Raw genomic sequence first — 26919 nt, 5'->3', positions numbered from 1 at the left:
TCCGTCACTGCATCAGACGGTGAAGCTCTCTCCGCAGCCGCAACTGCCCTTGGCATTGGGGTTTTCGAAGACGAAGCCGGCGGCGAAATCGTCTTCCTTCCAGTCCATGCGGCTGCCGATCAGGTAGAGGAGCGAACCGCCGTCCACATAAAGCGTCCCACCCGGCGTCGGGATCGCTTCGTCGCCCGGTTTCGCCTCGGTGACGTAGTCGATGCTGTACGCAAGGCCCGAGCAGCCGCGCCGGGGCGTCGACAGGCGCACGCCGAGCGTCCCTTCGGGCGCGCGCGCCATCATCGCGGCGATGCGTGCGTGGGCGTTTTCAGTGAGCGCGATGGGCGCCGGGCGTTCGCGGACAGTCGTCGTCATAACATCCCAAGCTCCAGCTTCGCCTCGTCGGACATCTTCTGCGGGTCCCACGGCGGATCCCAGACGAGGTTCACCTCCGCCGAGCCGACGCCGGGGATGCTGCCGACGCGGATTTCCACCTCGGCAGGCATGGATTCGGCGACCGGGCAATGCGGCGTCGTCAGCGTCATCGTGACGACGACGTGGTCGTCCACGATGTCGACGCCGTAGACGAGGCCGAGATCGTAGATGTTCACGGGAATCTCGGGATCATAGATTTCGCGCAGCGATGCGATCACGGCATCGTAGAGGTCGCCGCCGGGGCTCGCCGGATCGGGCACGGCGGGCTTCTGCGACAGGAACCCTTCCAGGTAATCGGCTTTGCGCCGCGCCTCCTGAAGCACGGGGCGCTCCGGCGCGGGCGGCGGCGCATCGACGCTTTCCACGGTATAGGGGCGCGAGTCCTCGCTCATCCGAAAATCCTCTTCACACGCGCGATGCCACGAAGCAGACGCTCGACATCGCGCTCATCGCTGTAGACGCCGAAGCTGGCGCGCGCCGTGGCGGGCACGCCCAGCGTTTCCATCAGCGGCTGCGCGCAGTGGTGCCCCGCCCTGATGGCGACGCCTTCCTCGTCCAATATGGTGCCGATGTCGTGGGGATGAACCCCCTCCATCGCGAAGCTGACGATGCCGCTCGAATCGTCCGGCCCGAACAGCCTGAGCGAGTTGACCTTGCGAAGCTCCGCGCGGGCGAGGCCGGCGAGATGCCGTTCGTGCGCGTCGATGGTGTCGAGACCGATGGCGGAGACGTAATCCATCGCGGCGGCGAGGCCGACCGCGCCGACGATGTGAGGCGTCCCCGCCTCGAAGCGCGTCGGCGCCGGGGCGTAAGTGGTCTTCTCGAACGTCACCGTCTCGATCATCGAACCGCCGCCCTGCCACGGCGGCATCGCGGAGAGGATGTCCCCGCGCGTCCACAGCACGCCGATACCGGTGGGGCCGTAGAGCTTGTGACCGGAGAAAGCGTAGAAATCGGCGCCGAGCGCCTGCACGTCGACGCCCATGCGCGGCACTGCCTGACAGCCGTCGACGAGCAGCTTCGCGCCGACACCGTGCGCGGCGCGGGCGATGCGGGCGATGTCCGCCACCGAGCCGAGCACGTTCGAGACGTGCGCGACGGCGACGAGCCTGTGCGCGGGGGTGAGCATCGCCTCCAGCGCATCCTCGTCGATGCGGTGGTCGGCGGTGAGCGGCGCGACGTCGATTTCGATGCCGGTGCGGTCCCGCAAAAGCTGCCACGGCACGATGTTCGAATGGTGCTCCAGCCGCGACAGCAGGATACGGTCGCCGGCTTTCAGGTTCGCCGCCCCCCACGTCTGAGCAACGAGGTTGATGGCCTCGGTCGCACCGCGCACGAAGACGATCTCGTTCGGACTCGCGGCATTGATGAAGCGGGCGGCGGTGCTGCGCGCCGCCTCGAAACGCTCGGTCATCGTCGCCGAGCGCGCGTAAACGCCGCGGTGCACGGTGGCGTACTCGGGGCCGTAGGCGGCGGCGATGGCGTCGATCACGACTTGCGGTTTCTGCGCGGTCGCGGCGGAATCGAGATAGGCCCAGTCGCCGACACCCGGGAAGTCGGCGCGGCGCGAGACGCTGATCGGGGTGAGCGCGTTCATGCGATCTGCTCCAGCGCGGCGAGCGCCGCCGCTTCGAGCGTTTCGGTGTCGGCGAAGTTTACGAAAGCATCGGCGAGGAACGCTTGCAGGAGCAGCCGCTTCGCCTCGGCCGGGGGCAGGCCGCGGCTGGTCAGGTAGAAATATTGGGTGGCGTCAAGTTCGCCGACCGTCGCGCCGTGCGCGCACTTCACGTCGTCGGCGTAGATCTCGAGCTCCGGCTTGGCGTTCGCCGTGGCGGTGCGGTCGAGCAGCATCGCCTTCACCGACTGCTCGGCATCGGTCTTCTGCGCGCCGCGATCGACGACGATCTGCCCGAGATAGGTGCCGGTGGCCTGCTGCGCGAGCACGGTGCGGACGGTCTGGCGGCTGGTGGCGCCGGGCGCAGCGTGGCGCACGCGGGTGACGATTTCCAGCGTCGCCTTGCCGCCCGCGACCTGCGCGGCGCCGAGCTCGAAATGCGCGCCCTCGCCGAGAGTCACGTCGAGCGCGATGCGGCCGTAGCGGGCGCCGAGGTTGAGCATGTGGAAATCGAGCCGCGCGCCGTCCGCGATCGAGATCACGAAGTCGCGCACCGAGACCGGCTGCGCGGCATCGGCGACGAGCGTGCGGGCGAGACTTTCCCCGGCGGGCACCGCGATGGTTTCCGTGACGACGCCCGACGGCCACACCTCGGCGAGCGCATCGAGGTCGCTGTAGCGCCATGCCTCGTCGCGGCGTGTGGGGAGGGCGAGGGCGTTCACGCCGCCATCTCTCCGTAGCCCTCGCGCTCCAGTTCATGCGCGAGTTCCGGCCCGCCCGAGCGGACGATGCGTCCGGCGGAGAGCACGTGCACCCGGTCCGGCTTCACGTAGTCGAGCAGGCGCTGGTAGTGGGTGATGAGCAGGAAGCCGCGCTCGGGCGAACGCAAGCGATTGATGCCGTTCGCGACCGTCTTCAGCGCGTCGATGTCGAGGCCGGAATCGGTCTCGTCGAGCACCGCGAATTTCGGCTGGAGCAGCGCCATCTGCACCATCTCGTTGCGCTTCTTCTCGCCGCCCGAGAAGCCGACGTTCACGCCGCGCTTCATGTGATCCATGGTGAGATCGAAGGCATCCGCCTCGGCGCGCGCGAGGCGCATGAAATCTGCGGCCGAGATGTCCGCCTCGCCGCGCAGCTTGCGCTGGGCGTTGAGCGCGGTGCGCAGGAAATTGAGGTTGGAGACGCCGGGAATCTCGACCGGATACTGGAGGCCGAGGAAGAAGCCGGCGGCGGCGCGCTCATGCGGCTCCATCGCGAGCAGGTCCTCGCCGTTGAAGGTGACGGAGCCCGAGGTCGCCTCGTAGCCCTCGCGGCCCGCGAGCACATAGCCGAGCGTCGACTTGCCCGAGCCGTTCGGCCCCATGATGGCGTGCACCTCGCCCGCGCCAACGCTGAGCGTCAGGCCCTTGAGGATTTCCTTGTCGCCGACATTGGCGTGGAGGTTTTCAATCTTGAGCATTGTAACTTCAATCCAAAGAGCCAGAGATGGCGCCATAGCCTAGGGTCAGTGCGATCAACGAAATCAGCGTGGCACCAACTGCCATCATCGACGTCGAAAACCAGAATAGCAGCGGCTGTTCCTGTCTGACGTAAATCGCACCTCTGACGTCCGCCATTTGGTCGCGCATTGAAACGTAAAAACGCCACCAGATGAAACCTGCCATCACCACAAGGAAAGCGATGAAAATCACCTGTTTGATCACCCCACGCTCCCCTCAAGGCTGATGCCGAGGAGCTTCTGCGCCTCCACGGCGAATTCCATCGGGAGCTGCTGGAGCACCTCTTTCGCGAAGCCGTTGACGATGAGCGCCACCGCCGCCTCGCGGTCGAGGCCGCGCTGCATGGCGTAGAAGAGCTGGTCGTCGCTGATCTTGCTCGTCGTCGCCTCGTGCTCGATCTGCGCGCTCGGGTTCTTCACCTCGATGTAGGGGACGGTGTGCGCGCCGCATTCGGAGCCGAGCAGCAGCGAATCGCACTGGGTGAAGTTGCGCACGCCCTCCGCCGAGGGGCCGACGCGGACGAGGCCGCGGTAGGTGTTGTTCGATTTGCCTGCCGAGATGCCCTTCGAGATGATCGTGGAGCGCGAGCCCGCGCCGAGGTGGATCATCTTCGTGCCGGTGTCGGCCTGCTGGTAGTTGTTGGTGAGCGCGACCGAGTAGAACTCGCCGACGCTGTCCTTCCCCGAGAGCACGCAGGACGGGTATTTCCACGTGATCGCCGAGCCGGTCTCGACCTGCGTCCACGACACCTTGGAGCGGTCGCCCCGGCAGTGCGCGCGCTTGGTGACGAAATTGTAGATGCCGCCCTTGCCGTTCGCGTCGCCCGGATACCAGTTCTGCACCGTGGAATACTTGATCTCGGCGTCCTCCAGCGCGACCAGCTCGACGACGGCGGCGTGGAGCTGGTTCTCGTCGCGCTGCGGCGCGGTGCAGCCTTCGAGGTAGGAGACGTAGGCGCCCTTGTCGGCGATGATCAGCGTGCGCTCGAACTGGCCGGTGTTCTCCGCGTTGATGCGGAAATAGGTGGACAGCTCCATCGGGCAGCGCACGCCTTCGGGCACGTAGACGAAGGTGCCGTCCGAGAAGACCGCGCTGTTGAGGCAGGCGAAGAAGTTGTCGCGCTGCGGCACCACGGCGCCGAGATACTTGCGGACAAGCTCCGGATGCTCGCGGATCGCCTCGCTGATCGACAGGAAGATGACGCCCGCCTTCTTCAGCTCCTCGCGGAAGGTGGTGGCGACGGACACGCTGTCGAACACGGCGTCGACGGCCACTTTCCGCGCGCCCTCGACGCCCGCGAGCACCTTCTGCTCCTCGATCGGGATGCCGAGCTTCTGGTAGGTGAGCAGGATCTCGGGGTCGAGCTCGTCCAAGGACTTCAGCGTCGGCTTCCTGCGCGGCGCGGCGTAATAATAGGCGTCCTGATAGTCGATCGGCGGGATCGAGAGCTTCGCCCAGTCCGGGTTTTCCATGCCCTGCCAGAGCCGGAAGGCCTTCAGGCGCCACTCCAGCATCCATTCGGGCTCGCCCTTCTTCATCGAGATGAAGCGGACGGTATCCTCGTCGAGGCCCTTCGGCGCGAAATCGGACTCGACGTCGGACGTGAAGCCCCACTTGTACTTCGCGCGCTCCTCGGCGAGGGCGAGGGCCTGTTCGTTCACGGCCATCAGGCGGGCTCCCCGACACGCTGGTTCGCGCGCTCGGCGGCCGCGACGATCGCGGCGAGGCTCATCTCGCCGAGCGCCTCGCGCACGCGCGCGTTGATGAGCGACCAGTGCGGACGCACCGCGCAGTTCAGTTCGAGCCCGCAGTCCGAAGGCTTGTCCAGGCACTGGGTGATGACGATGGGGCCGTCCACGGCCTCGACGATGTCGGCGATGCTAATCCCGGCCGGATCGCGCCCGAGCTGGACGCCGCCGGTGACGCCGCGCGCCGATTCGAGCAGCCCGGCGCGCGCGAGGATGCCCGTGAGCTTCGCCGCCGTGGGCGCGGGCACGCCCGTTTCGGCGGCAAGCTCGGCCGCGGAAAAGCGCCGCTCCGGCGCGCGCGCCGCCGCCGTCATCACGACGACCGCGTAGTCGGCAAGGTTGGTCAGGCGGATCACGGACACTCCGGGCGCTAAATCAGACGAATTCGGTCCGGCTTATGTGGGGGGTGCGGCGCCCGAGTCAAGCGGCGAGATGCCTCTAGCTGACGAGCGACAGCCTCGGAAGCGTGGGAAGCTGGCGGCGCAGGCGGATGCTGTGACTCATTACCGCAGCGCCGGCGTCGGCGAACTGCGTGGGCGTCATGCCCACGAACGTGCGGAACTCGCGGATGAAGTGCGACTGGTCGTAGAAGTCCTCGCCCGCGATGTCGAGCCAGTGCGCGCCCGGATCGAGGCTGATCCCGACTGCGGCGCGCAGGGCCCGGTACTTGCGCATCAAGAGCTTCGGCGGCGCGCCGTAGGTGCGGCGGCACAGGCGCTCCACCTGCCGCGCCGAGCGGTCCGCGTTCGCGATCAGGCCGTCGATGCCGCCGGGGCTGCCGCGCACCAGCCAATCCTCGACCAGCATCCCGAAGCCGGGGTCCTGACGCGCCGCGTACCGCCGCGCCAGCGACAGGAAAAAGGCGTCGGCGGCGGCGACGAGATCGTCGTCAGAGGCGCCGTTGCGCATCCGGCAGAGCGTCGAACGCGCTCGGCTTCCGGCAAGGTCCTCCAGCGGCAGCATCTCGTCCGCCATCTCGTCGGAATCGACGCCGAAGCAGCGCAGCCAGCCATCGGGCATGATCCCAGCGCCGAACACCAGCGCCGGCCCTTCGAGCGCCATGCCGAGCGGCAGGCAGCGCGGCCCGAACAGGCTGGCGCCATAGCCGCTGCGGACGCTGCCGTCGGGCCAGGTGAGGGCGGAACGGCCGCGAATCACGAAGCGCACGTTGGGAAGCTCGGCGCGCATCACGTCGGTGATGCGGGCCTCGCCGACCTCGACGACATAATAGCTCGACAGCAGCCGCCGAAGCGGCGGGGCGGGCGAATAGTAGCGCATCGAGAACATGGAACCGCGACCGACCTTTCGTGCCTCACGCCTGAGCCGAAGGTTTCGGCACAGATACCAAAGCTTTGCGCGCCCTGCGAGTCGCAGTTCGCAGCCGACAAAAAGCGGGGGGTCCGGGTTGGAGCGGACCCCCCTGTCAGTCGGGGTCGTGGATGCCCGGAGGGGGCATAGGAGACGAACCCTTGGGTCGCAGCGCCGGTTTAGGGCGGCAGCGTCAAAGCCCCGTCAAAATGCTGTGAGCCGTTCGCAAAAACTTCGCGCCCGCACAAAAGGCCGGAAAAAAGAAGGCCCGGGCGCATTGAAACGCCCGGGCCGGAAAGTGAGGGTCGTGTTCGTTCCGGCCTGCTGGATACCGGAAGAAAGGACGTCCCCTGAGTCGCGAGACGGACCCTAGCGGGCGGCCCCGGCCGTGGATTGTACGAATCCGACATCGGACCGGCTTCGTGTTTCGATCCAGAGGTTTATGCCGGAGGATCATGGCGGCGGGCGGCAACCGCCGGGCGCGCGGCGGCGGTTCGGCGGACGCCGCCGTTCCGCACGGCCGCCGAGTCGCGCATCCGCCGCGGCCGGGCGCCCTGAAACCCGCGGGTGTCGGCCGCCGGAACCCGCGCGCTTCCTTTTGACCGCGGGGCCGTCGCTGCGCTAAGGCTGACGTCATATGCAGATCCCTTACGGGCTGGTCCGCCCCGTCCTCTTCAAGCTCGATGCCGAACGCGCGCACCGCCTGACCTTACGGATGCTCGGCGCGATGCCGTCGTCGCGGCTTCCCGAAGACCCGCCCAGCCTGCGGACCACCGTGGCGGGGCTGCGCTTTTCGAACCCGGTCGGCATCGCCGCGGGCTTCGACAAGAACGCCGAGGCCCTGAACCCGCTGCTGCGGCTCGGCTTCGGCTTCGTGGAGGCGGGAACGGTGACGCCGCTGCCGCAGCCGGGCAACCCGAAGCCGCGCATGTTCCGCCTGACCGAGGACCAGGCGGTGATCAACCGGCTCGGCTTCAACAACGACGGCCTCGAACAGGCGCTCGACAAGTTCAAGGAACGCGCCTGGAACCGGGGTCCGCGCGGCGTGACCGGCCTCAACGTCGGCGCCAACAAGGACTCGCGCGACCGCATCGCCGATTACGCGCTGTCCGTGGAGCACGCCGCGCCCTTCGTCGACTACATCACCGTCAACATCAGCTCGCCCAACACGCCCGGCCTGCGCACCCTGCAATCGAAGGACGAGCTTTCAGGGCTGCTCGGCCGCGTCATCGAGGCGCGCGGCCATCGCAAGACGCCGATCTTCCTGAAAGTGGCCCCCGACGTCACCGACGCCGACATCGGCGACATCGCGGTCGCGGTGGTGGCGGCGGGGATCGACGGCCTCGTCGTCTCGAACACCACGATCGCGCGGCCGGACACGCTGAAAAGCCGGCACGCCCCGGAAGCGGGCGGGCTGTCCGGACGGCCGCTGATGGCGCGATCGACGGAGGTGCTGCGGGCGTTCCGGCAGGCGACCGTGGGCGCGGTGCCGCTGATCGGCGTCGGCGGCATCGCGAGCGCCGACGACGCCTATCGGAAGATCCGCGCGGGCGCGAGCCTCGTCCAGCTCTACACGGCGCTCGTCTATCAGGGGCCGGGCCTCGTCGGCGCGATCAAGACGGGGCTGGCCGCGCACCTCAGGGCAGACGGCTTCGAGCGCGTCTCGCAGGCCGTGGGCGCCGACGCCTAGAAACCTTGCCCCGGCGCGGCCCGGCGTCCTATGACGTCAGCGTGCTCACACATCCGATCGCCCGCGCCGCGACAGGCGCGCTTTTCCTGGGTCTCGCCGCCTGCGCCGCGCAGGCGCCCGCGCCGTCCGCCGCGCTGCCGCCGCCGGCGTTCGACGACGACAGCCCCGTCTACAGCAGCCTCGTCTCCGCGGCGCACCCGCTGGCGGCAGACGCGGGCAAGGCGATGCTGGCGGCTGGCGGCAGCGCCGCGGACGCCGCGCTCGCCACCATGCTGGCGCTGACCGTGGTGGAGCCGCAGTCGTCGGGCATCGGCGGCGGCGGCTTCCTGCTCTACCACGACGCCGAAAGCGGCAGGCTCTACACGATCGACGGCCGCGAAACGGCGCCGAAGGCGGCAACGCCGACCATGTTCCTTCAGGCCGACGGCACGCCGATGCCGTTCCGCGAGGCCGTGCCCGGCGGCAAGAGCGTCGGCGTGCCCGGCAACATCCGGCTGATGGCGATGGCGCACGCGCGCTTCGGCCGCCTGCCGTGGGCGAAGCTGTTCGAACCGGCGATCCGGCTGGCGCGCGACGGCTTCGAGATGAGCCCGCGGCTGCACGAGATGCTGGCGGCGCGGCCGCAGCACGCGGGCATGACCGAATGGGCGAAGGCGACCTTCTTCCATGCCGACGACACGCCGCGCCTTGCCGGCGAGACGATCCGCAACCCCATGCTCGCCCGCTTTTTCGAAAAGCTCGCGAAGGACGGCCCCGACGCCTTCTACCGCGGGGCGGAGGCGGCGCGGCTGGTGAACGCCGTGGCGAGCGCGCCGAAGAACCCGCAGGCGATGACGGTCGGCGATCTCGGGAGCTACAAGGCCGTGTGGCGCGACCCCGTGTGCGGCGCCTACCGGACATGGCGCGTCTGCGGCATGGCGCCGCCGTCCTCGGGCGGCACCACCGTGCTCGCCATCCTGAAGCAGCTCGAACGCTTCGACCTCAGGGCGCTCGGCCCGAACAGCCCGGAAAGCTGGCACCTGATCGCCGAAAGCATGAGGCTCGCCTATGCCGACCGCGAGGCGTACCTCGGCGACCCCGATTTCGTCCCCGTGCCGACCGCGGGCCTCGTCGATCCCGCCTATCTCTCGGCGCGCGGCGCGCTGATCGACCCGGCGAGGGCGGCGGAGCGCGTCGAGGCCGGAACCCCGCCGGGCGCGGGCGACGTGGCGCGCGTCCCGGACGGGGAAGTGCCCTCCACCTCGCATTTCGCCGCCGCCGACCGGCAGGGCGACGTCGCGAGCTACACGTCCACCATCGAGGGCACGTGGGGCAGCGGCCTCACCGTCAACGGCTTCTTCCTCAACAACGAGCTGACCGACTTCTCGATGCTGCCCGAGGCGGACGGCAAGCCCGCGCCGAACCGCGTGCAGCCCGGCAAGCGTCCGCGCAGCTCCATGGCGCCCACCATCGTCTACGACCCTTCCGGGAAGCCCTTGCTGGCGATCGGCGCGGCGGGCGGATCGACGATCATCGCGCAGGTGGCGAAGGCGCTGGTCGGCGTGCTCGACTGGGAGATGGACGTGGAGGACGCGATCGCGCTGCCGCAGATCTACGCGCCGGGGAACCGCGTCACCATCGAGGCGGGATCGCGGCTGGAAGCGATGATCCCGGCGCTGACCGAAAAGGGGCACGCGCCGACCGCGGCGAAACTGCCGCTGAAGGCGAACGGCATAGAACGAAAATCAAGGGGATGGATCGGCGGCGCCGACCCGCGCAGCGAAGGCGCGGTCGCCGGCCTTTAGGGCGGCGCGAGGCCGATCCGGGGAGGAGACGAACCGATGAAAACGGCAGGGCAAACGGCTGAAACCTGGCCGAACCTCGTCGAGATGTTCTTCAACCAGGCGGAACGGCGCGGCAAGCGCGCCATGCTGCACGCCAAGGTGGGCGGCGCGTGGCGGGCGACGACATGGGCCGAGGCGGCGCAGCAGGTGGCGACGCTGGCGACGGCGCTCAATGCGCGCGGCATCGGCAAGGGCGACCGCGTCGTGCTGGTGAGCGAGAACCGGCCCGAATGGTGCATCGCCGACCTCGCCATCATGGCGGCGGGCGCGATCACCGTGCCGACCTACACGACGAACACCGAGCGCGACCATCTGCACATCCTCGAGAACAGCGGCGCGAAGGCGGCGATCGTCTCCAACGCGAAGCTCGCCAAGGTGCTGCTCCCCGCCGTCTACCGCTCCACGAACTGCCGCCAGGTGATCGGCATGGAGACGCTGCGCATCGGGCAGGCGAGCGGCGCCGAACTCATCGACTGGTCGGCGTTGATGGCGGCGCACACGGGCGACGTCGCCGCCGTGCGCGCGGGCGCGACCATGCAGCGCGGCGACATGGCGTGCATCATCTACACGAGCGGCACCGGCGGCGCGCCGCGCGGCGTCTGCCAGCATCACGGCGCGATCCTCTGCAACCTCTCGGGCTGCGAGGACATCCTCTGGAACGACTTCCCGAAGGGCACCGAGACCTTCCTGTCGTTCCTGCCGCTGAGCCACGCCTACGAGCACACCGGCGGCCAGTTCCTGCCCATCGCGCTCGGCGGCGAGATCTATTATTCGGAAGGCCTCGAGAAGCTCGCGTCCAACATCGAGGAGACGCGCCCGACGATCATGGTGGTGGTGCCGCGCCTGTTCGAGGTGCTGCGCCAGCGCATGTCGAAGGCGATCGAGAAGCAGGGCGGCGCGGCGGCGTGGATGCTGGAGCAAGCGCTGAAACTGGGGCGCAAGCGCTACGAGAAGGGGCGGCTGCCGCTCACCGACAAGCCGCTCGACCTGCTGCTCGACCGCACGATCCGCAAGAAGGTGCAGGGCCGCCTCGGCGGACGGCTGAAGGCGATGGTGGCGGGCGGCGCGCCGCTCAATCCCGAGGTCGGCATCTTCTTCGCCGCGCTCGGCGTCACGCTGCTGCAAGGCTACGGCCAGACCGAGGCGGCGCCGGTGATCTCCTGCAACCGTCCGCGCGCGAAGCTGAAGATGCACAGCGTCGGCCCCGCGCTGAAGGGCGTCGAGGTCCGCATCGCCGAGGACGGCGAGATCCTGGTGCGCGGCGAACTCGTGATGCACGGCTACTGGCAGAACCCGGCGGAAACCGAGCGCGTGCTGAAGGACGGCTGGCTGCACACGGGCGACATCGGCCATATCGACGCGGACGGCCACATCGTCATCACCGACCGCAAGAAGGACATCATCGTCAACGACAAGGGCGACAATGTCGCGCCGCAACGCGTCGAGGGGATGCTGACGCTGCAACCCGAAATCCTGCAGGCGATGGTCTACGGCGACAAGCGGCCGCACCTCGTGGGCCTCGTGGTGCCGGACCCCGAATGGTCGGCCGAATGGGCCGCGGCGAACGGCCATTCCGGCGATCTCGCGATGTTGAAAGGCATCCCCGAGTTCCACCGCGCCATCGCCGCGGCGGTGGACCGCGTGAACGCCCAGCTCTCGGTGATCGAGAAGGTGCGGCGCGTGATCGTCGCCGACGAGGCGTTCACCGTGGAGAACGAGCAGATGACGCCGTCGATGAAGATCCGGCGGCACGTGCTGAAGCAGGTCTACGGGGAGCGACTTGACGCCCTCTACAAGTAGCGCCGCTTCCGCAAACCGGCCGCTCGCGGGCGCGGCATGGATTCTCGTCGCCGCCGTGGGCTTCTGCGCGGCGTGGGTCTTCATCCGGCTGGCGAGCGAGACCATCCATCCGTTCGCGCTCGTCTTCTGGCGCAACCTCGCCGGGCTGCTGCTGATCCTGCCGATCATCCTGCGCGATCCCTCGATCGCATCGCCGCGCCAATGGAAAAGCCATGCCGTGCGCGCGACGAGCGGCGTGATCGGCATGTTCACGGTCTTCTACGCCGTGGCGAACGCACCGCTCGCCACGGTGCAGGCGATCACCTTCGCCGCACCGATCTTCGCGACCGCCGGCGCGGCGCTGTTCCTGGGCGAGACGCTGCGCGCGCGGCGGATCGGCGCCTTGCTCGCGGGCTTCGCGGGCGTGCTCGTCGTGCTGCGGCCCGGCGCGCAGCCGCTGACGCCCGGCATCGTCTCGGCCGTCATCGCGGCCGGTGCGATCGCTTTCTCGATCATCGCCATCAAGCGGCTCGTGGGGATCGCCCGCCCACTGGCGGTGGTGTTCTGGAGCTTCGCGCTGCCGGTGCTGCCGACATTCCTCGTCGCCCTCGCGTTCTGGACGACACCGTCGGGACTGTCGTGGCTCTACATCCTCGGCATCGGCGCGGGCACGCTCATCGCGCAGATCGCCACGACGCGCGCCTTCGCCATCGCAGAGGCGACCGCCGTGATGCCCTACGATTTCGTGCGCTTCGGCCTCACCGTCGCCATCGGCACATGGCTGTTCGGCGAGACCGTGGACGGCATCACGCTGCTGGGCGGCGCACTCATCCTCGGCAGCGCCATCTATCTCGCCTACCGCGAGGCGGTGCTTGCCCGGCGGGGTCCCGCAAGCACGCCGCCGCTCGACTGAACCTTCGCATGTGGAGAGGTTGCTCCCGCCGCCGCTTCGATTAGGAAGGCGCGCGACAGGCAGTTTTTCACACGGGAGATCAGGAATGAAGCTTGCAGGAACGGCAGCGGTCGTGACGGGCGCGGCCTCCGGCCTCGGCGCGGCGACGGCCCGCGCGCTCGCCAAGGAAGGCGCGAAGGTCGCCATCTTCGACATGAACGCCGAGAAGGGCGAGGCGGTCGCCGCCGAGATCGGCGGCATCTTCTGTAATGTCGACGTGACGAGCGACGAATCGGTCGACGCGGGCTTCGCCAGGGCGCGCGCCGCGCACGGGCAGGAGCGCATCCTCGTGAACTGCGCGGGCGTCGGCAACGCCATCAAGACCGCGGGCCGCGACAAGGCCACCGGCGCGATCAAGCACTTCCCGCTCGACGCCTTCAACAAGGTCATCCAGATCAACCTCGTCGGCACGTTCCGCTGCATCGCGAAGTCGGCGGCCGGAATGCTGACGCTCGATCCGCTGGAAGACGGCGAGCGCGGCGCCATCGTCAACACCGCGTCCGTGGCTGCCGAAGATGGCCAGATGGGGCAGGCCGCCTATTCGGCCTCCAAGGGCGGCGTCGTCGGCATGACGCTCCCCGTCGCGCGCGACCTGATGAGCGAGGGCATCCGCGTCAACACGATCCTGCCCGGCATCTTCAATACGCCGCTGATGCAGGCCGCGCCCGACAACGTGAAGGCGGCGCTCGCCGCCTCCGTGCCGTTCCCCAAGCGCCTCGGCGAGCCGGAGGAATATGCGAAGCTCGCGCTCGCGATGATCACCATCGGCTATTTCAACGGCGAGGACGTGCGCCTCGACGGCGGCATCCGCATGGCGCCGCGTTAAGCAGCGCGCGGCTTCAGGCCCGCAAGCTGGCGGAGGCCGGGCGGCGGGCCTGAACGCAGCACGCCGTAGCGGAACAGCCGCGCGGCGAGCGCGATCACCAGCGCCGCGAAGGCGAGCTGCCAGGCGATCGACGCGAGATGCAGGCCGAGGCCCGTATCGGCCGCTGCGCGGCCCAGCATCATGTAGGGCGCCGACAGCGGGAACCACGACACGAAGCCGTGCCAGAGGCCGCCGGGATTCGCGAGCGCGCCGAGCGTCGAGATCAGGATCACCATCTGCAGGATGGTGACGGGCATCGACAGCGTCTGCACCTCGCGGATCGTCGAGCAGAGGCTACCGATGCCGAGGTAGATCGCGCCGTAGATGAGATAGGCGCAGGAAAAATAGGCGATGCCGAGCGCCAGCAGCTCCGGCCAGCCGCGCGGCGGCGTCGGGATCAGCCCGGCGGGCATCTGCGCCGCCGCGAGCATGAGGCCGCCGCCGAACAGCAGGCCCCACACGGCGATGCCGATCAGCGACACGGCGAGCATGGCGATGAGCTTGCCCGCGTAGATGGCAGGAACCGGCACGGCGGCGACCAGCACCTCGATGATCTTGTTCGACTTCTCCTCGACCATGTTGGAGAGGAGCGCGCCCGCGAGCAGCGAGATGAGCGCGAAGAGCACGGTCGCCGCGCCCGTGGAGAGCACCGGCGCGCCGCGCCGCCCGGCAGGCTGCGCGCCTTCGTCGAGGACGGTGACGGCGACGTCCGGCTGCGCCGCACGCACCGCCTCGATGCGCGGGGCGAGACCGTCCGCCGCGAGCGCGCGCTTCGTCCAGGCAAGCCCGGCGAGCGTGCGGATGCGCTCGGTGGCCGGGGCCTTGCCGGCGGTGAACAGCGTGAGCCCGTCCGGCGCGGCGACGAGCGCGGCGGCGAACCGGCTCTTGCCGGACAACAGCCGGCGCGCCTGCGCCTCCGGGTCCGCCCCGGCGCTGACGTGGACGAACGACGGCGCCCCGAGCGCGGCGACGGCGGCGACATCCTCGCGCTTCGCCAGCGCATCGAGCTCGGCATCGGTGAGCAGCGCGGCGGGCCTTGCGAACGCCGCCGTGTCGGCATGGCCGGCGCGAAGCCGCTCGTAGGCCGTCCGCGTGCGCTCGCGCGCCGCCACCGCCTGCACCCACGGCGCGAAGTCGCCGGCCGGGTCGATCACCGCGACCGCCTGCGGCGCCGATGCCGCCTCGCGCGGTCCGCCGACGACCGACGCGAACACCGCGAAGGCAAGGCCGATGACCGGCATCGCAAGCCAGATGAGGAAGCCCCGCGACAGGATCGTCGCCATGATGTCGCGGCGGGCGATGACGAACGTCGCGCGGATCATGCGGCCTCGCGCGCCTCAGTGGGCGCGTCCGCCTCGCCGACGATGGCGACGAAGGCGTCGTGCAGCGTCGGGCGCTCGATGTGCATGTCGCGGATGCCGCTCCCCGTCTCGATGAGGCGCGCGAGCAGCGGCTCGATGCCGCCGGCCGGCAGCGGAAAGCGGTAGCGGCTCCCCCCGCCCGGCACGGCCTCGGCCGTGCTGTCCGGCGGCAGCAGCGCGTGAAGATCGGCGAGCGGGCGCTCGGTGACGAGAACGACGCGGGAGGGCAGGCGCGCCCGCGCCGCGTCGACGCTGCCCGAAAAGCAGGTGCGCCCGTTCGCGATGATGACGAGGCCGTCGCACATGCGCTCGGCGTGCGCCATCACGTGCGTCGAGAACAGGATGGTCGCGCCGCGCGCGCGCTCGGCGTGGATCATCGCCTCGAGGTCCTGCTGGTTGACGGGGTCGAGGCCCGAGAAGGGCTCGTCGAGCACGATGAGGTCGGGCCGGTTCACGAAGGTGGCGAGAAGCTGCACCTTCTGCGCCATGCCCTTCGAGAAGGTGCGGATGCGCGCGTTCGCCTCGTGGCCGAGGCCGTGCGCGGCGAGCAGCGCATCGGCCCCCGCGCGCGCCGCGCCGAGCGTCATGCCGCGCAGTGCGCCGACATAGGCTATGGCTTCCCGCGCCGTCATCGCCGGGTAGAGGCCGCGCTCCTCGGGCAGATAGCCGACACGCGCGGCGACGGAGAGCGGCCGGTCCGAGCCGAGCAGGCGGCGATGCCCGCCGTCGGGCTCGAGGATGCCGAGCAGCATCCGCAGCGTCGTCGTCTTGCCCGCGCCGTTCTGGCCGAGGAAGCCGTAGATCGCGCCCGTGGGCACGCGAAGGTCGACGCCCGCCACCGCCTGCTTGTCGCCGAAGCGCTTGGACAGGTTTTCAACTTCGATGGCGTAGTCCAAGACCCCGATCCTTCACACGCAGACCCGCGACGATGCTATGAATAGATGGTGGATACGAACAAAATCTTGAAGGACCTCAAGGCGAAGGCGGCGGAGCTGGGCTTTTCCGCGCTCGGCGTCGCGCCCGCCGACGCGGCCCCGGCGGCAGGCGCGCGGCTGAAGGCGTGGATCGCGGACGGCTGCCACGGCGACATGCTGTGGATGGCGGAAAAGGCCGATCGCCGCGAAAGCCCGCGCGCGCTGTGGGACGACGTGAAGTCCGTGATCATGCTGGGCATGAGCTACGCGCCCGGCCTCGATCCGCTGCGCCACGCCGATCATCCCGACATCGGCGTCATCTCCGTCTACGCGCAGGGGCAGGACTATCACGACACGATCAAGGCGCGGCTGAAGGCGCTGGCGCGCCGGCTGCTGGAAGCCGCGGGCGAAGGCGAGGTGAAGGTGTTCGTGGACACCGCGCCGGTGATGGAAAAGCCGCTCGCCGCCGCCGCCGGGATCGGCTGGCAGGGCAAGCACACCAACCTCGTGAGCCGCGAGCACGGCAGCTGGCTGTTCCTCGGCGCGATCTACACGACGCTGGAATTGCCCCCGGACGCGCCGCACGCCGACCGCTGCGGCTCGTGCGACGCCTGCCAGCGCGCCTGCCCGACGGCGGCGTTCACCGGCCCCTACAGCCTCGATGCGCGGCGCTGCATCTCCTACCTCACCATCGAGCTGAAGGGCCCGATCCCGCACGAATTCCGCCGCGCCATCGGCAACCGCATCTACGGCTGCGACGATTGCCTCGCCGTCTGCCCGTGGAACCGCTTCGCGAAAGCCTCCGCCGAGGCGGCCTTCCAGCCCCGCGCCGAACTGACCGCGCCGCGTCTCGCCGAGCTTGCCGCGCTCGACGACGCCGGGTTCCGGCAGGTGTTCGCGGGATCGCCCATCAAGCGCGTGGGGCGCGACCGCTTCGTCCGCAACGTCGCCATCGCACTCGGCAACAGCGGGTCGGCAAGCGCGGCGCCAGTGCTGGAGCGGCTGCGCGCGGATGCCTCCGACCTCGTGCGCGAGGCGGCGGACTGGGGCCGCCTAGCGCTTGCCGAGGACCTGGAACGCGTGCGCGGCGAGCGCGGCGGCGATGATCGGCGCGAACAGGTTGAGGACGGGGACGAGGAACAGGGGCGCCGCAGTGAGCCCGAGCCGCAGCCGCAGCGCACGGTTTGACGCGATCAGCGCCGACGCCTCGGCGCGCGGCATGTGGCGGACGGCGACCATCTCCAGAAGGTCGCGCCCCATCAGCCAGCCGTTGACGGCGGTGAACAGGATGAGCGGCCCCACCGCCGTGAACAGCAGCAGCAGATAGACGGGCGCCAGCGCGAGGTTCCAGAGCACGACACGCGCCGCGGAGCCGAGCGCGAGCAGCCCGGCCTCGGCGAGCGGCACCCGGCGCTGCGCCATCGCGCGGGGATAGTGGCGATCCTCCACGGCATCGACGACATCGTCGAGGAACAGGCCCATGACGCCGGTGGCGATGCCGGGAAACAGGAACCAGCCGCCGATGACGACGATGGGCAGCGCCGCCCAGTCCGCCGCATCGGTCCAGAAGCGCTGCATCCAGACGGGCAGCGGCGGCGCGCTGCCGCCGCTGAGCCACGCATCGAGCCCGAACCACAGCCCCGCGAGGATGAGGAGCGTGAGCGCGACCGACTTCAGGAACACGGCGACGAAGCGCCGGTCGGCAAGCTGGGCGAGGGCGCGCGGCAGTTCGGCGATCATGGTGTTCGCCCGCCGGGTGACGGCCGTGCCGTGCGTCCCTCGGCTGCACCCGGGATGAAAGCGGATTTCCCTTGCATCAACGTCCATCATCCCGAGCGAGACCGAGGGCACGGAGCCTAGCATCCACTGCGCCGCCCGCAAAAGAGGGGGCGTCGCTTGCGGGACGTGGCGCGAATTGCTATCCGGCTGCCCAAGGGAATGGTGTCTCCCTCAAAACCGCGCTGTTGCTGATGACGCCTGCTTTCGCGCCCTGGGCGCAGAAGGAGGCTTGCGTGGGTTTTCTGCTGGTATTCGTCGGATCGGGGATTGGCGGCATGGCGCGCCACGGTGTCGGTCTGCTGGCCCTGAAGTGGTTCGGCCCGGGCTTTCCCGTCGCGACGCTCTTCATCAACATCACCGGGTCCCTCGTGATGGGGATCGTCGCCGAATATTGGGCGCTGAAGAGCGGGCTGCCCCAGCCCGCCCGCCTGTTCCTGACGACCGGCGTCATCGGCGGGTTCACGACCTTCTCGGCATTCTCATTGGAGACGGCCCTGCTTTGGGAGCGGGGCCAGCCGCTGCTTGCGGCAATCTACGTGTCGGCTTCGGTATCGCTCTCTGTCGGGGCATTGTTCGCGGGGCTTCGGCTGGTCCGCGTGTTGGACGGCAGGGGTGTCCTGTGAACGCCGAAACAGCCTCCGGCTTTCGCCGCACGGTCCTCGTCGTCGCGCTGCTCAATCTCGCCTATTTTGCGATCGAGTTCACTGTCGCCCGCGTCATTGGCTCCGTTTCCCTGTTCGCGGACAGCGTGGATTTTCTCGAAGACGCATCCGTCAACGCGCTGATCTTCTTCGCGGTGGCATGGTCCGCCCGCAGCCGCGCCCGTGTCGGCATGGCATTGGCGCTCATCCTTCTCGTTCCGGGTCTGGCGACCCTCTGGACGGCGTTCGACAAGTTTCTCGCCCCCGTGCCGCCGCAACCCTTTGCGCTGTCCCTCGCCGGCCTCGGAGCGCTTGTGGTCAACGTGACGTGTGCGTTCATGCTGGTCGCTCACAGACATCGGGGCGGGAGCCTCGCCAAGGCGGCTTTCCTCTCCGCGCGGAATGATGCGCTCGCAAATATCGCGATCGTGATCGCGGGGCCCGTGACCGGCTTCCTGTGGCGTTCGGCGTGGCCGGACCTCGCCATCGGTCTTGTCATTGCCGCGATGAATGCCGATGCCGCCCGCGAAGTCTGGGCGGCGGCGCGGAAGGAACATCAGGCGCGCGCCTGATCCACGCCGACCAGCCGTCCTGTGCCGGCATGGGCCGAAAACAGAGATTCGAACCGGGACACGACCCGCAAACGGTTGAGGTCACGGCGCCGGGGCGCATGGGCCGGTCCTTGCCTTTTCCGCATTTCCCGGGACGCCAGGTGATTCCACCTGACCGGAAAATGCTCTAGGGGGACGGCTTTCTCCCCTTCCTTCGCAGGTGAAACAGCCCCGATGACCAGCGCCTACGACATCGTCGTGATCGGCAACGCCCTTGTCGACGTGATCGCGTCCGCCGACGACGCCTTCCTCGCCGAGAACGGCCTCCAGAAGGGCTCGATGCACCTGATCGACACGGCGGAGGCGCAGCGCCTCTACGGCCGCATGGGGCCGGGGCGCGAGGTGTCGGGCGGTTCGGGCTCCAACGCCGCCGTGGGCATGGCGGCATTGGGCCGGCGGGTGAATTTCATCGGGCGCGTCTCGAACGACCAGCTCGGCGAGGTGTTCGCGCACGACATCCGCGCCTCCGGCGTCGATTTCACGACCGCCTATGCGGCCGACGGCACGCCGACCGGGCGCTGCCTGATCGTGGTGACGCCCGACGCCCAGCGCACGATGAACACCTTCCTCGGCACCAGCGCCATGCTGAGCGAGGCGGACGTCGATTACCGCCTGATCGCGGCGAGCCCGCTCACCTACCTCGAAGGCTATCTGTGGGACGCCGCCGACCCGCGCGCGGCGATGGCGAAGGCCTGCGAGGTGGCGCACGCGAACGGCCGGCGCGTCTCCTTCACGCTTTCGGACGTGTTCTGCGTGGAGCGGCACCGCGCCGACTTCCTGCGGCTCGCGCGCGGCGGCGTCGACATCCTGTTCGCCAACGAGAACGAGCTGAAGAGCCTCTACGAAACGCAGGATTTCGACGCCGCCGTCGCGGCGCAGCGCGGCGCCTGCGAGGTGAGCGTCGTCACGCGCTCCGAGAAGGGCGCGATCGTGCTGACGAAGGACGAGGCCATCGTGATCCCGGCCGAAGCCGCCACGCGCGTCGTCGATACCACGGGCGCGGGCGACCTGTTCGCGGGGGGCTTCCTCGCGGGCTTCTCGGAAGGCCGCGCGCTCGTCGATTGCGCCGTGATGGGCGCCGTCGCCGCCGCCGAGATCATCAGCCACATCGGCGCACGCCCCGAGGCCGACCTCGCCGCGCTGGTCAGCAAGCGGCTGGGCTGAAAACAGTTCGGCCCGGTTCGCTCAGAACCGGGCCGATCCGTTTCAGGCCTGCTTGCCGCCGGGGGTCGGCGCGCCCGGCATCGGGGGCACCGGCTGCGGCGGCGCGTCGCTATCCGCCTCGTGCACCTCGATGAGGCCGCGGCCGACATGGCTCTTGCGGTAGCCGTAGGCGAAGTAGAGCAGGAGGCCGACACCGCCCCAGAGCGGCAGCACGATCTTCGCATCGAACGGCAGCGCGAAATACAGCGACAGGCAGCCGATGACGGTGAGCGGACCGACCAGCCACAGCGCCGGCGTGCGGAACGGCCGCACGCGGCTGGGATCGCGCTTTCTGAGCAGCATCACCGCGATCGCCACCATCATGAATGCGAACAGCGTGCCCGCGTTGGCGATGTCAGCGAGCTTGCCCACCGGCAGGAAGGCCGCCGTGAACGTCACTGCAAGACCGGTGATCACCGTGATGACGTGCGGCGTCTTCCACTTCGGATGGATCGCCGAGAGCTTCTCCGGCAGCAGGCCGTCGCGCGACATCACGAAGAAGATGCGTGTCTGGCCGAACAGCATGACGAGGATGACCGACGGCAGCGCGATGAAGGCGGCGAGGCCGATGAGGTTGCCGAGGTTGAGATAGCCAATCTCGCGCAGCACGTGCGCAAGCGCTTCCTTCGAGCAGGCGAGGGGCTCCTGACCCGCCGCCATCAGCGTCGCGCAGCGTGCGCCGAGCTCGGCGGAGCCAGGCGCCAGCCATTCCCCCATCGCGGAGGTGACGGGCTGCGAGCCGAGCGGCGAACCGATCGCGCCCGCGGCGACGAGCATGTAGAAGACCGTGCAGATCGCGAGCGAGCCGATGAGCCCGATCGGCACGTTGCGCTGCGGGTTCTTGGTTTCCTCGGCCGCCGTCGAAACGGCGTCGAAGCCGACATAGGCGAAGAAGATGGAGGCCGCCGCGCCGATGACGCCGGCGCCGCCCGAGCCGAACCAGCCCTGCGGGGCGAACGGCTCGAAGTTCTCCATCCGCATCACCGGCAGCGCGAGCACGACGAACGCGGTGAGCGCAGTGACCTTGATCGCGACCAGCACGGCGTTGACGCGCGCGCTTTCCGTAGTGCCGATCATGAGGAGCGCGGTGACGAGGAGCGCGATGACGACGGCGGGAAGGTTGATGATGCCACCCGGCACATAGGGGCCGGAAATGAGCGCGACGGGCAGGTCTATGCCGAACCAGCCCTTGATCTGTCCGACGAAATAGCCCGACCAGCCGACCGAGACCGCGCTTGCCGCCACCGCATATTCGAGCACCAGCGCCCAGCCGACCATCCAGGCGAGAAGCTCGCCCATGACGGCATAGGTGTAGGTGTAGGCGGAGCCCGAAACGGGCACCATCGAGGCGATTTCCGAATAGCAGAGCGCCGCGACGACGCAGACCGCGCCGGCGATCACGAAGCTGATCATCATGCCGGGGCCGGCCTTCTGCGCGGCCTCGGACGTCAGCACGAAGATACCCGTGCCGATGATGGCGCCGACGCCGAGAAGCGTCAGCTGAAGCGCGCCGAGCGAGCGGTGCAACGACTTCTTCTGTGCCGTCGCCAGAATGGCGTCGAGCGATTTGACACGACCAAAGATCATTCGGGAACTCCCCCCAGATACGACAGCCCAGATACACGGCCGCGCTCCCCAGCCGCAGCCCGGACACTGAAACAATGTTGCGTGGTCTAGCGGTTTTCCCCTCGACCACAAAATGAAAAGCGCGCGATTCGGCGCTAATTTCCGGGCGTCACGAGCATCGGCCCGAGTTTTTTCCCGCCGAAGATGTGCACGTGGAGATGCGGCACCTCCTGATGCGAATCGGGACCGGCGTTGGCGAGCAGGCGATAGCCCGATTCCTCGATGCCGAGCTCGCGCGCGACGGCGCCCACGGCCCGCACGAAACCGGCGATTTCCGCATCCGGCGCCTTTTCCGCGAAATCCGCCCAGCTGACGTAGCGGCCCTTCGGGATCACCAGCACGTGCGTCGGCGCCTGCGGGTTGATGTCGTGGAAGGCGAAGGCGTGGTCGTCCTCGTAGACCGGCCGCGCCGGAATCTCGCCGCGCAGGATGCGCGCGAAGATGTTGTCGTCGTCGTAAGGCTCCAGCGTTTCGACGCCCACGGTCAGTCTCCCGATGTTTCGGCTTTCGGTACTTCGGTTTTTCTGGCGGCCTTCTCGGCAATGCCCGAGACGCCCTCGCGGCGGGCGAGCTCGGCATCGATGTCGTCCGGCGTGATGCCCATGTCCGCCCAGAGCACGGAGAGGTGGAAGAGGAGGTCCGCGCTTTCGCCGATCAGCCCCTCGCGATCGTCCCCCACGGCGGCGATGACGGCTTCCACGGCCTCCTCGCCCACCTTCTGCGCGATCTTCCCGCGGCCCTTCGCGAAGAGCTTCGCGACATAGCTTTCCGCCGGATCGGCAGCGCGGCGCGAGGCGACGATGGCGGCGAGGCGGTCGAGCGTTGCGGTCATGGCGCGACCCTGACGCCGGCGGCGCGGGGCGTCAACGGTTTCGCACCTTGATGCCCGCCGCGCGCATCGCCGCGCGCGCTTCGCCGATCGTCACCTCGCCGAAGTGGAAGATGGAGGCGGCGAGCACGGCGGAGGCATGGCCCTCGCGCACGCCCTCCACGAGATGCGCGACGTTGCCAACGCCGCCGCTCGCGATCACCGGCACCGGCACCGAATCGGCGATGGTGCGGGTGAGCGCGAGGTCGAAGCCGGCCTTGGTGCCGTCGCGGTCCATCGAGGTGAGCAGGATCTCGCCCGCGCCCTTGTCGACGACGGTGAGCGCGAACTCGAGCGCGTCGATGCCGGTCGCCTTGCGGCCGCCGTGCGTGAAGATCTCCCAGCGGCCGGGGCCGGACTGGCGCGCGTCGATGGCGACGACGACGCACTGCGAACCGAAATGCTGCGAAAGCGCGGTGACGACATCGGGATCGCGCACCGCGGCGCTGTTGATCGCCACCTTGTCCGCGCCCGCCAGCAGCAGCGCGCGCGCGTCCTCCACCGAGCGGACGCCGCCGCCGACGGTGAGGGGCACGAAGCACTGGTCCGCCGTGCGCTGGACGATGTCGAGCAGCGTGCCGCGGTCCTCGTGCGTCGCGGTGATGTCGAGGAAGCAGATCTCGTCCGCTCCGGCAGCGTCATAGGCCTTGGCGGCCTCGACCGGATCGCCCGCGTCGCGCAGGTCGACGAAGTTGACGCCCTTGACGACACGGCCGTTCGCCACGTCGAGGCAGGGGATGATGCGCACCGCGCTCATGCGGCGATGGCGAGCGCTCGGCCGAGGTCGAGACGGCCATCGTAGATGGCGCGGCCGCAGATGACGCCCGCGATGCCGTCCGCCGCGATCGCCTTCAGCGCATGGATGTCCGCCTCGCCCGCGACGCCGCCGCTGGCGATGACGGGGAGCGTCTGCGCCTTCGCGAGCGCGTGCGTCGCTTCGAGATTGACGCCTTTCAGGAGCCCGTCGCGGCCGACATCGGTGAACAGCACGGCGGCGACGCCCGCGTCCTCGAAGCGGCGCGCGAGGTCGGCGACCGGCATGTCCGACGCCTCCGCCCAGCCCTCCGTGGCAACCATGCCGCCCTTCGCATCGACGGCGACGACGATCCGGTCCGGATGCGCCTTAGCCGCGGCCTTCACGAAATCGGGGTCCTTGAGCGCGGCGGTGCCGATGACGGCGCGCGTCACGCCGCGCCCGAACCAGGCGTCGACGGCCGCCATGTCGCGGATGCCGCCGCCGAGCTGCACCTTGCCGGGGAAGGCGGCGACGATTCGCGCGACCACCTCGCCGTTGATGCTGCGGCCCGCGAAGGCGCCGTCGAGATCGACGACGTGCAGCCAGTCGGCGCCGCCCCGCGCGAACGCAGCCGCCTGCGCGGCGGGATCATCGGAATAGATGGTGGCGCGCGCCATGTCGCCCTCGGCGAGGCGCACCACCTGACCGGACTTGAGGTCGATGGCTGGGAAGATCGTGAAGGACATTGCGGGGCTGCATTAGCCCCAGCGAATCTACGGCGTCCAGCCCAGAAACGCGGCGAGGAACGAGAGACCGTAGTGCTGGCTCTTTTCCGGGTGGAACTGCGCGCCGAGAATATTGTCCCGCCCGATGATCGCGGTGATCGGCCCGCCGTAGTCGCAGGTGGCGAGCAGGTGCGAATGATCGGTGCACTCGAAATGGAAGCTGTGCACGAAATAGGCCTCGCCGCCGTCCTCGACGTGGCGCAGCGCCTCGTGGTTGATGCCCGCGAGCTTCATCGACACGGGCGACCAGCCCATGTGCGGAATCTTGAGGTTCGGGTCATGCGGATCGAGCTTCACGACCTTGCCCGGAATCCACCCCAAACCCTGGTGGATGCCCTTTTCCTCGCCGCGCTTGGCGAGGAGCTGCATACCGACGCAGATACCGAGGAACGGGCGCTGCTTGACGAGCACGACCTCGCTCAGCACGTCCTCCATGCCGTCGATGGCGCGCAGCGACGTCGCGCACTGGCCGAAGGCGCCGACGCCCGGAAGCACGATGCGGTCCGCCTGCGAGGCCGTCGAGGGGCTGTCCGTCACCACGATCTGCACGGCGACGCCGATCTCGTTCGAAGCCGCTTCCAGCGCCTTCGCCACCGAGCGCAGGTTGCCCGCGCCGTAGTCGATGACTGCAATCCGTTCCGCCATACCGTGCCGTGCCTGATCCCTAGAGCTTCCGGTCAGCCGCCGAGAACGCCCTTGGTGCTCGGCACGCTGTCCGCCTTGCGCCGGTCGATCTCCGTCGCCGTCCGCAAGGCTCTCGCCAGACCCTTAAAGCAGGATTCGATAATATGATGTGAATTTTCGCCCGAAAGCTGCTCGACATGCAGCGTCATGCCGACGCTGCCCGCGAAGCTGTGGAACCAGTGCGGGAACAGCTCCGTGTCCATCTCGCCCAGCCGTGCTTGAGGGATCGACACCTTCCAGACGAGGAACGGGCGGCCCGAGATGTCGAGCGCGACGCGGGTCAGCGCCTCGTCCATCGGCGAGAGCGCGTCGCCGTAGCGGCGGATGCCGCGCTTCTCCCCGAGCGCCTTGTGGATCGCCTCGCCGAGCGCGATGCCGCAGTCCTCGACCGTGTGGTGCTGGTCGATGTGGAGATCGCCCTTGCAGGTGAGCTTCACGTCGATCAGCGAATGGCGCGAGAGCTGCTCCAGCATGTGATCGAGGAAGCCGACGCCGGTTTCGATCTCATACTGGCCGGTGCCGTCGAGGTTCACCTCGACGGCGATGTCGGTCTCGTTCGTCTTGCGGACGATGCTCGCGGTGCGCTGGGTCATTCGGGCGCTATAGCGCCTTCCCCGGCAGGCTCAAGGTTCTTGAGGCCCGGCCCCGTCACGCGCCAGATGCGGCTCCCCACGTCGTCCGCCACCAGCAGCGCGCCGGTGCGGTCGAACGCGACACCGACCGGGCGGCCCTTCGCATTGTCGCCGACGAGGAAGCCCGTGAGAATATCGCGCGGCATTCCGGCGGGCTTGCCGCCGGAAAACGGCACGAAGACCACCTTGTAGCCGGAGCGGGGCTTCCGGTTCCATGAGCCGTGCTGACCGACGAACGCGCCGCTGCCGTCGGCCATGAAGGCAAGGCCGAGGCTCGCCGTGTGCGCCCCGAGCGCATAGTCGGGCTTGATCGCCTTTGCGACGAGATCGGGACGCTTCGGCTCCGGGCGCGCGTCCTCGTTCCGGCCGTAGTAGCTGTAGGGCCAGCCGTAGAAGCCGCCGTCCTTCACGCTCGTCATGTAGTCGGGCACGAGGTCGCTGCCGAGCGCATCGCGCTCGTTGACGGCGGTCCAGAGGTCCTTCGTCACCGGGTTCCAGTCCATGCCCACGGGATTGCGAAGGCCGGAGGCGAAGATGCGCGACTTGCCCGTGGCGAGGTCGATCTCGTGGATCGCGGCGCGGCCTTCCTCGACCTCCATGCCTTCCTCCGCGACGTTCGAGGCCGAACCGACCGCGACATAAAGCCTCGCGCCGTCCGGGCTCGCCAGCAGGTTCCGCGTCCAGTGCCCGGTGCGCGTGCCCCTGTTCGGCAGGTCGACGAGCTTCGTGCCCGGTCCGGCGAGCGACGTCGCACCCTCCGCATAGGGCCAGACCCGCACGTCGGCGTAGTTGCCGACGTAGAAGCGGTCCCCGATCAGCGCCATGCCGAACGGCGAGCCGAGGCCTTCGGTCAGGAACGCGCCGCGGCTGTCGATGCTGCCGTCGCCGTCCGCGTCGCGCAGCAGCGTGATGCGGTCGGCGGACGCGACGCCCGCGCCTGCCTTCCCCATGATGTACGCCTCGATACGGCCCATGATGCCCTTGACCGGGCGCGGCGGCTTGTTGGTTTCGGCGACGAGGATGTCGCCGTTCGGCAGCCGGTAGAGCCAGCGCGGGTGATCGAGCCCCTCTGCGAAGAGCGCGACGGAATAGCCCTCGGCGGCGACCGGCGCCTCCCCCGGCGCCCACGGCTTCGCGTCCGCGACGTTGACCGTGGGGGTGAGCGTCTGCACGGGCTCGGGAAGTTTCGGGTCCGGGCCGGTGCCGTCCTCCACGCTCAGCTTCGCGGTATCGCCGCACGCGGCGAGCGCAAGCAGTGCGGCGACGATGGCGGTCTTCATGCTGGTCTCCCGGGTGCGGAATTGAAGCGTGGTTTTCGCTCCCTATATCAGTTGGCGAACACTCTCACACCCACACGAAAGACACGTTTCCAAT

28 protein-coding genes, 1 pseudogene and 1 riboswitch are annotated in these 26919 nt (G+C 69.0%); of the genes and pseudogenes, 9 read left to right on the top strand and 20 right to left on the bottom strand.

Annotated features, from left to right (window positions below):
- Positions 1–12 precede the first annotated feature (12 nt).
- The 9 genes from PE061_RS07120 to PE061_RS07080 all read right to left on the bottom strand — a co-directional run bounded on the left by PE061_RS07120 (position 13) and on the right by PE061_RS07080 (position 6575).
- Positions 13–366: a HesB/IscA family protein gene (locus tag PE061_RS07120; RefSeq protein ID WP_271258404.1), complete on the bottom strand. Its 354-nt coding sequence runs from the start codon at positions 364–366 to the stop codon at positions 13–15.
- Positions 363–818: an SUF system Fe-S cluster assembly protein gene (locus PE061_RS07115; RefSeq protein WP_271258403.1), complete on the bottom strand. Its 456-nt coding sequence runs from the start codon at positions 816–818 to the stop codon at positions 363–365. The genes PE061_RS07120 and PE061_RS07115 overlap by 4 nt, the downstream gene beginning before the upstream one ends.
- On the bottom strand, positions 815–2023 hold the full coding sequence (locus PE061_RS07110; RefSeq protein WP_271258402.1) for an aminotransferase class V-fold PLP-dependent enzyme: 1209 nt from the start codon (positions 2021–2023) through the stop codon (positions 815–817). Before PE061_RS07110 ends, PE061_RS07115 begins: the two co-directional genes overlap by 4 nt.
- Positions 2020–2763: a SufD family Fe-S cluster assembly protein gene (locus tag PE061_RS07105; protein ID WP_271258401.1), complete on the bottom strand. Its 744-nt coding sequence runs from the start codon at positions 2761–2763 to the stop codon at positions 2020–2022. Before PE061_RS07105 ends, PE061_RS07110 begins: the two co-directional genes overlap by 4 nt.
- Entirely contained in the window at positions 2760–3500 is a 741-nt protein-coding gene (sufC, locus tag PE061_RS07100) for a Fe-S cluster assembly ATPase SufC (protein WP_271258400.1), read from the bottom strand. The genes PE061_RS07105 and sufC overlap by 4 nt, the downstream gene beginning before the upstream one ends.
- Before the next feature lie 7 nt (positions 3501–3507).
- The gene (locus PE061_RS07095) at positions 3508–3744 is read right to left on the bottom strand and encodes a hypothetical protein (protein ID WP_271258399.1); all 237 of its coding nucleotides are present in this window, start codon (positions 3742–3744) and stop codon (positions 3508–3510) included.
- Complete coding sequence (gene sufB / locus PE061_RS07090) at positions 3741–5207, bottom strand: Fe-S cluster assembly protein SufB (protein ID WP_271258398.1); 1467 nt, start codon at positions 5205–5207, stop codon at positions 3741–3743. The genes PE061_RS07095 and sufB overlap by 4 nt, the downstream gene beginning before the upstream one ends.
- Positions 5207–5644, bottom strand: coding sequence for an SUF system Fe-S cluster assembly regulator (locus tag PE061_RS07085; RefSeq protein ID WP_420794374.1), 438 nt, complete (start codon positions 5642–5644; stop codon positions 5207–5209). The genes sufB and PE061_RS07085 overlap by 1 nt, the downstream gene beginning before the upstream one ends.
- 82 nt (positions 5645–5726) lie before the next feature.
- A complete protein-coding gene (locus PE061_RS07080) occupies positions 5727–6575 on the bottom strand; it encodes a helix-turn-helix domain-containing protein (RefSeq protein WP_271258397.1) in 849 nt (282 codons plus the stop codon).
- A gap of 658 nt (positions 6576–7233) precedes the next feature.
- Here PE061_RS07080 and PE061_RS07075 point away from each other — a divergent pair.
- The 5 genes from PE061_RS07075 (at position 7234) to PE061_RS07055 (ending at position 13666) form a co-directional block, all read left to right on the top strand.
- Positions 7234–8286: a quinone-dependent dihydroorotate dehydrogenase gene (locus PE061_RS07075; RefSeq protein WP_271258396.1), complete on the top strand. Its 1053-nt coding sequence runs from the start codon at positions 7234–7236 to the stop codon at positions 8284–8286.
- A 41-nt stretch (positions 8287–8327) separates the two neighbouring features.
- The gene (gene ggt, locus PE061_RS07070; RefSeq protein ID WP_271258395.1) at positions 8328–10070 is read left to right on the top strand and encodes a gamma-glutamyltransferase; all 1743 of its coding nucleotides are present in this window, start codon (positions 8328–8330) and stop codon (positions 10068–10070) included.
- A gap of 36 nt (positions 10071–10106) precedes the next feature.
- Positions 10107–11909: an AMP-dependent synthetase/ligase gene (locus PE061_RS07065; protein WP_271258394.1), complete on the top strand. Its 1803-nt coding sequence runs from the start codon at positions 10107–10109 to the stop codon at positions 11907–11909.
- Positions 11890–12801: a DMT family transporter gene (locus PE061_RS07060; protein ID WP_271258393.1), complete on the top strand. Its 912-nt coding sequence runs from the start codon at positions 11890–11892 to the stop codon at positions 12799–12801. The genes PE061_RS07065 and PE061_RS07060 overlap by 20 nt, the downstream gene beginning before the upstream one ends.
- An 85-nt stretch (positions 12802–12886) precedes the next feature.
- Positions 12887–13666, top strand: a complete 780-nt coding sequence (locus tag PE061_RS07055; protein ID WP_271258392.1) for an SDR family NAD(P)-dependent oxidoreductase — start codon at positions 12887–12889, stop codon at positions 13664–13666.
- Here the strand turns inward: PE061_RS07055 and PE061_RS07050 are convergent.
- Complete coding sequence (locus PE061_RS07050) at positions 13663–15027, bottom strand: ABC transporter permease (protein WP_271258391.1); 1365 nt, start codon at positions 15025–15027, stop codon at positions 13663–13665. The genes PE061_RS07055 and PE061_RS07050 overlap by 4 nt on opposite strands.
- A complete protein-coding gene (locus tag PE061_RS07045) occupies positions 15024–15962 on the bottom strand; it encodes an ABC transporter ATP-binding protein (protein ID WP_271258390.1) in 939 nt (312 codons plus the stop codon). Before PE061_RS07045 ends, PE061_RS07050 begins: the two co-directional genes overlap by 4 nt.
- A gap of 45 nt (positions 15963–16007) precedes the next feature.
- Here PE061_RS07045 and queG point away from each other — a divergent pair, with 45 nt between their 5' ends.
- Complete coding sequence (queG, locus tag PE061_RS07040) at positions 16008–17168, top strand: tRNA epoxyqueuosine(34) reductase QueG (RefSeq protein ID WP_271258389.1); 1161 nt, start codon at positions 16008–16010, stop codon at positions 17166–17168.
- On the opposite strand, the pseudogene PE061_RS07035 reads toward queG, so the two are convergent.
- Positions 17148–17720, bottom strand: a pseudogene (locus tag PE061_RS07035) (EI24 domain-containing protein); the annotation flags it as partial. The gene queG and the pseudogene PE061_RS07035 sit on opposite strands and share 21 nt — an antisense overlap.
- A gap of 185 nt (positions 17721–17905) precedes the next feature.
- Positions 17906–17967: riboswitch (Fluoride riboswitch) on the top strand.
- 25 nt (positions 17968–17992) lie between these two features.
- On the opposite strand from PE061_RS07035, the gene crcB reads away from it, so the two are divergent.
- From crcB to PE061_RS07020, 3 genes are all read left to right on the top strand, one after another.
- Positions 17993–18382, top strand: coding sequence for a fluoride efflux transporter CrcB (gene crcB / locus PE061_RS07030; protein ID WP_271258388.1), 390 nt, complete (start codon positions 17993–17995; stop codon positions 18380–18382).
- Complete coding sequence (locus tag PE061_RS07025; protein ID WP_271258387.1) at positions 18379–18972, top strand: cation transporter; 594 nt, start codon at positions 18379–18381, stop codon at positions 18970–18972. The genes crcB and PE061_RS07025 overlap by 4 nt, the downstream gene beginning before the upstream one ends.
- A gap of 213 nt (positions 18973–19185) precedes the next feature.
- Positions 19186–20175, top strand: a complete 990-nt coding sequence (locus PE061_RS07020; RefSeq protein ID WP_271258386.1) for an adenosine kinase — start codon at positions 19186–19188, stop codon at positions 20173–20175.
- Positions 20176–20217: 42 nt separating this feature from the next.
- Here the strand turns inward: PE061_RS07020 and PE061_RS07015 are convergent, their stop codons facing one another.
- The 8 genes from PE061_RS07015 to PE061_RS06980 form a co-directional block, all read right to left on the bottom strand.
- A complete protein-coding gene (locus tag PE061_RS07015) occupies positions 20218–21801 on the bottom strand; it encodes an amino acid permease (RefSeq protein ID WP_271258385.1) in 1584 nt (527 codons plus the stop codon).
- Between the two features lie 134 nt (positions 21802–21935).
- Positions 21936–22322: a histidine triad nucleotide-binding protein gene (locus PE061_RS07010; RefSeq protein ID WP_271258384.1), complete on the bottom strand. Its 387-nt coding sequence runs from the start codon at positions 22320–22322 to the stop codon at positions 21936–21938.
- A gap of 2 nt (positions 22323–22324) precedes the next feature.
- The gene (locus PE061_RS07005; protein WP_271258383.1) at positions 22325–22672 is read right to left on the bottom strand and encodes a phosphoribosyl-ATP diphosphatase; all 348 of its coding nucleotides are present in this window, start codon (positions 22670–22672) and stop codon (positions 22325–22327) included.
- A 31-nt stretch (positions 22673–22703) separates the two neighbouring features.
- Positions 22704–23465 carry an imidazole glycerol phosphate synthase subunit HisF gene (gene hisF / locus PE061_RS07000; protein WP_271258382.1) on the bottom strand — a complete coding sequence of 254 codons (762 nt, stop codon included), beginning with the start codon at positions 23463–23465 and terminating at the stop codon, positions 22704–22706.
- Positions 23462–24190: a 1-(5-phosphoribosyl)-5-[(5-phosphoribosylamino)methylideneamino]imidazole-4-carboxamide isomerase gene (hisA, locus tag PE061_RS06995; RefSeq protein ID WP_271258381.1), complete on the bottom strand. Its 729-nt coding sequence runs from the start codon at positions 24188–24190 to the stop codon at positions 23462–23464. The genes hisF and hisA overlap by 4 nt, the downstream gene beginning before the upstream one ends.
- 27 nt (positions 24191–24217) lie before the next feature.
- Positions 24218–24874 (bottom strand): imidazole glycerol phosphate synthase subunit HisH, encoded by a 657-nt coding sequence (gene hisH / locus PE061_RS06990; RefSeq protein WP_271258380.1) that lies wholly within the window; start codon positions 24872–24874, stop codon positions 24218–24220.
- Positions 24875–24906: 32 nt separating this feature from the next.
- Entirely contained in the window at positions 24907–25506 is a 600-nt protein-coding gene (gene hisB, locus PE061_RS06985) for an imidazoleglycerol-phosphate dehydratase HisB (RefSeq protein ID WP_271258379.1), read from the bottom strand.
- Positions 25503–26825, bottom strand: a complete 1323-nt coding sequence (locus PE061_RS06980; RefSeq protein ID WP_271258378.1) for a PQQ-dependent sugar dehydrogenase — start codon at positions 26823–26825, stop codon at positions 25503–25505. The genes hisB and PE061_RS06980 overlap by 4 nt, the downstream gene beginning before the upstream one ends.
- Positions 26826–26919 lie beyond the last annotated feature (94 nt).

This window comes from Sphingosinicella microcystinivorans, assembly GCF_027941835.1.
Classification (GTDB): Bacteria; Pseudomonadota; Alphaproteobacteria; order Sphingomonadales; family Sphingomonadaceae; genus Sphingosinicella.
This window is presented reverse-complemented; position numbering and strand designations above follow the sequence as displayed.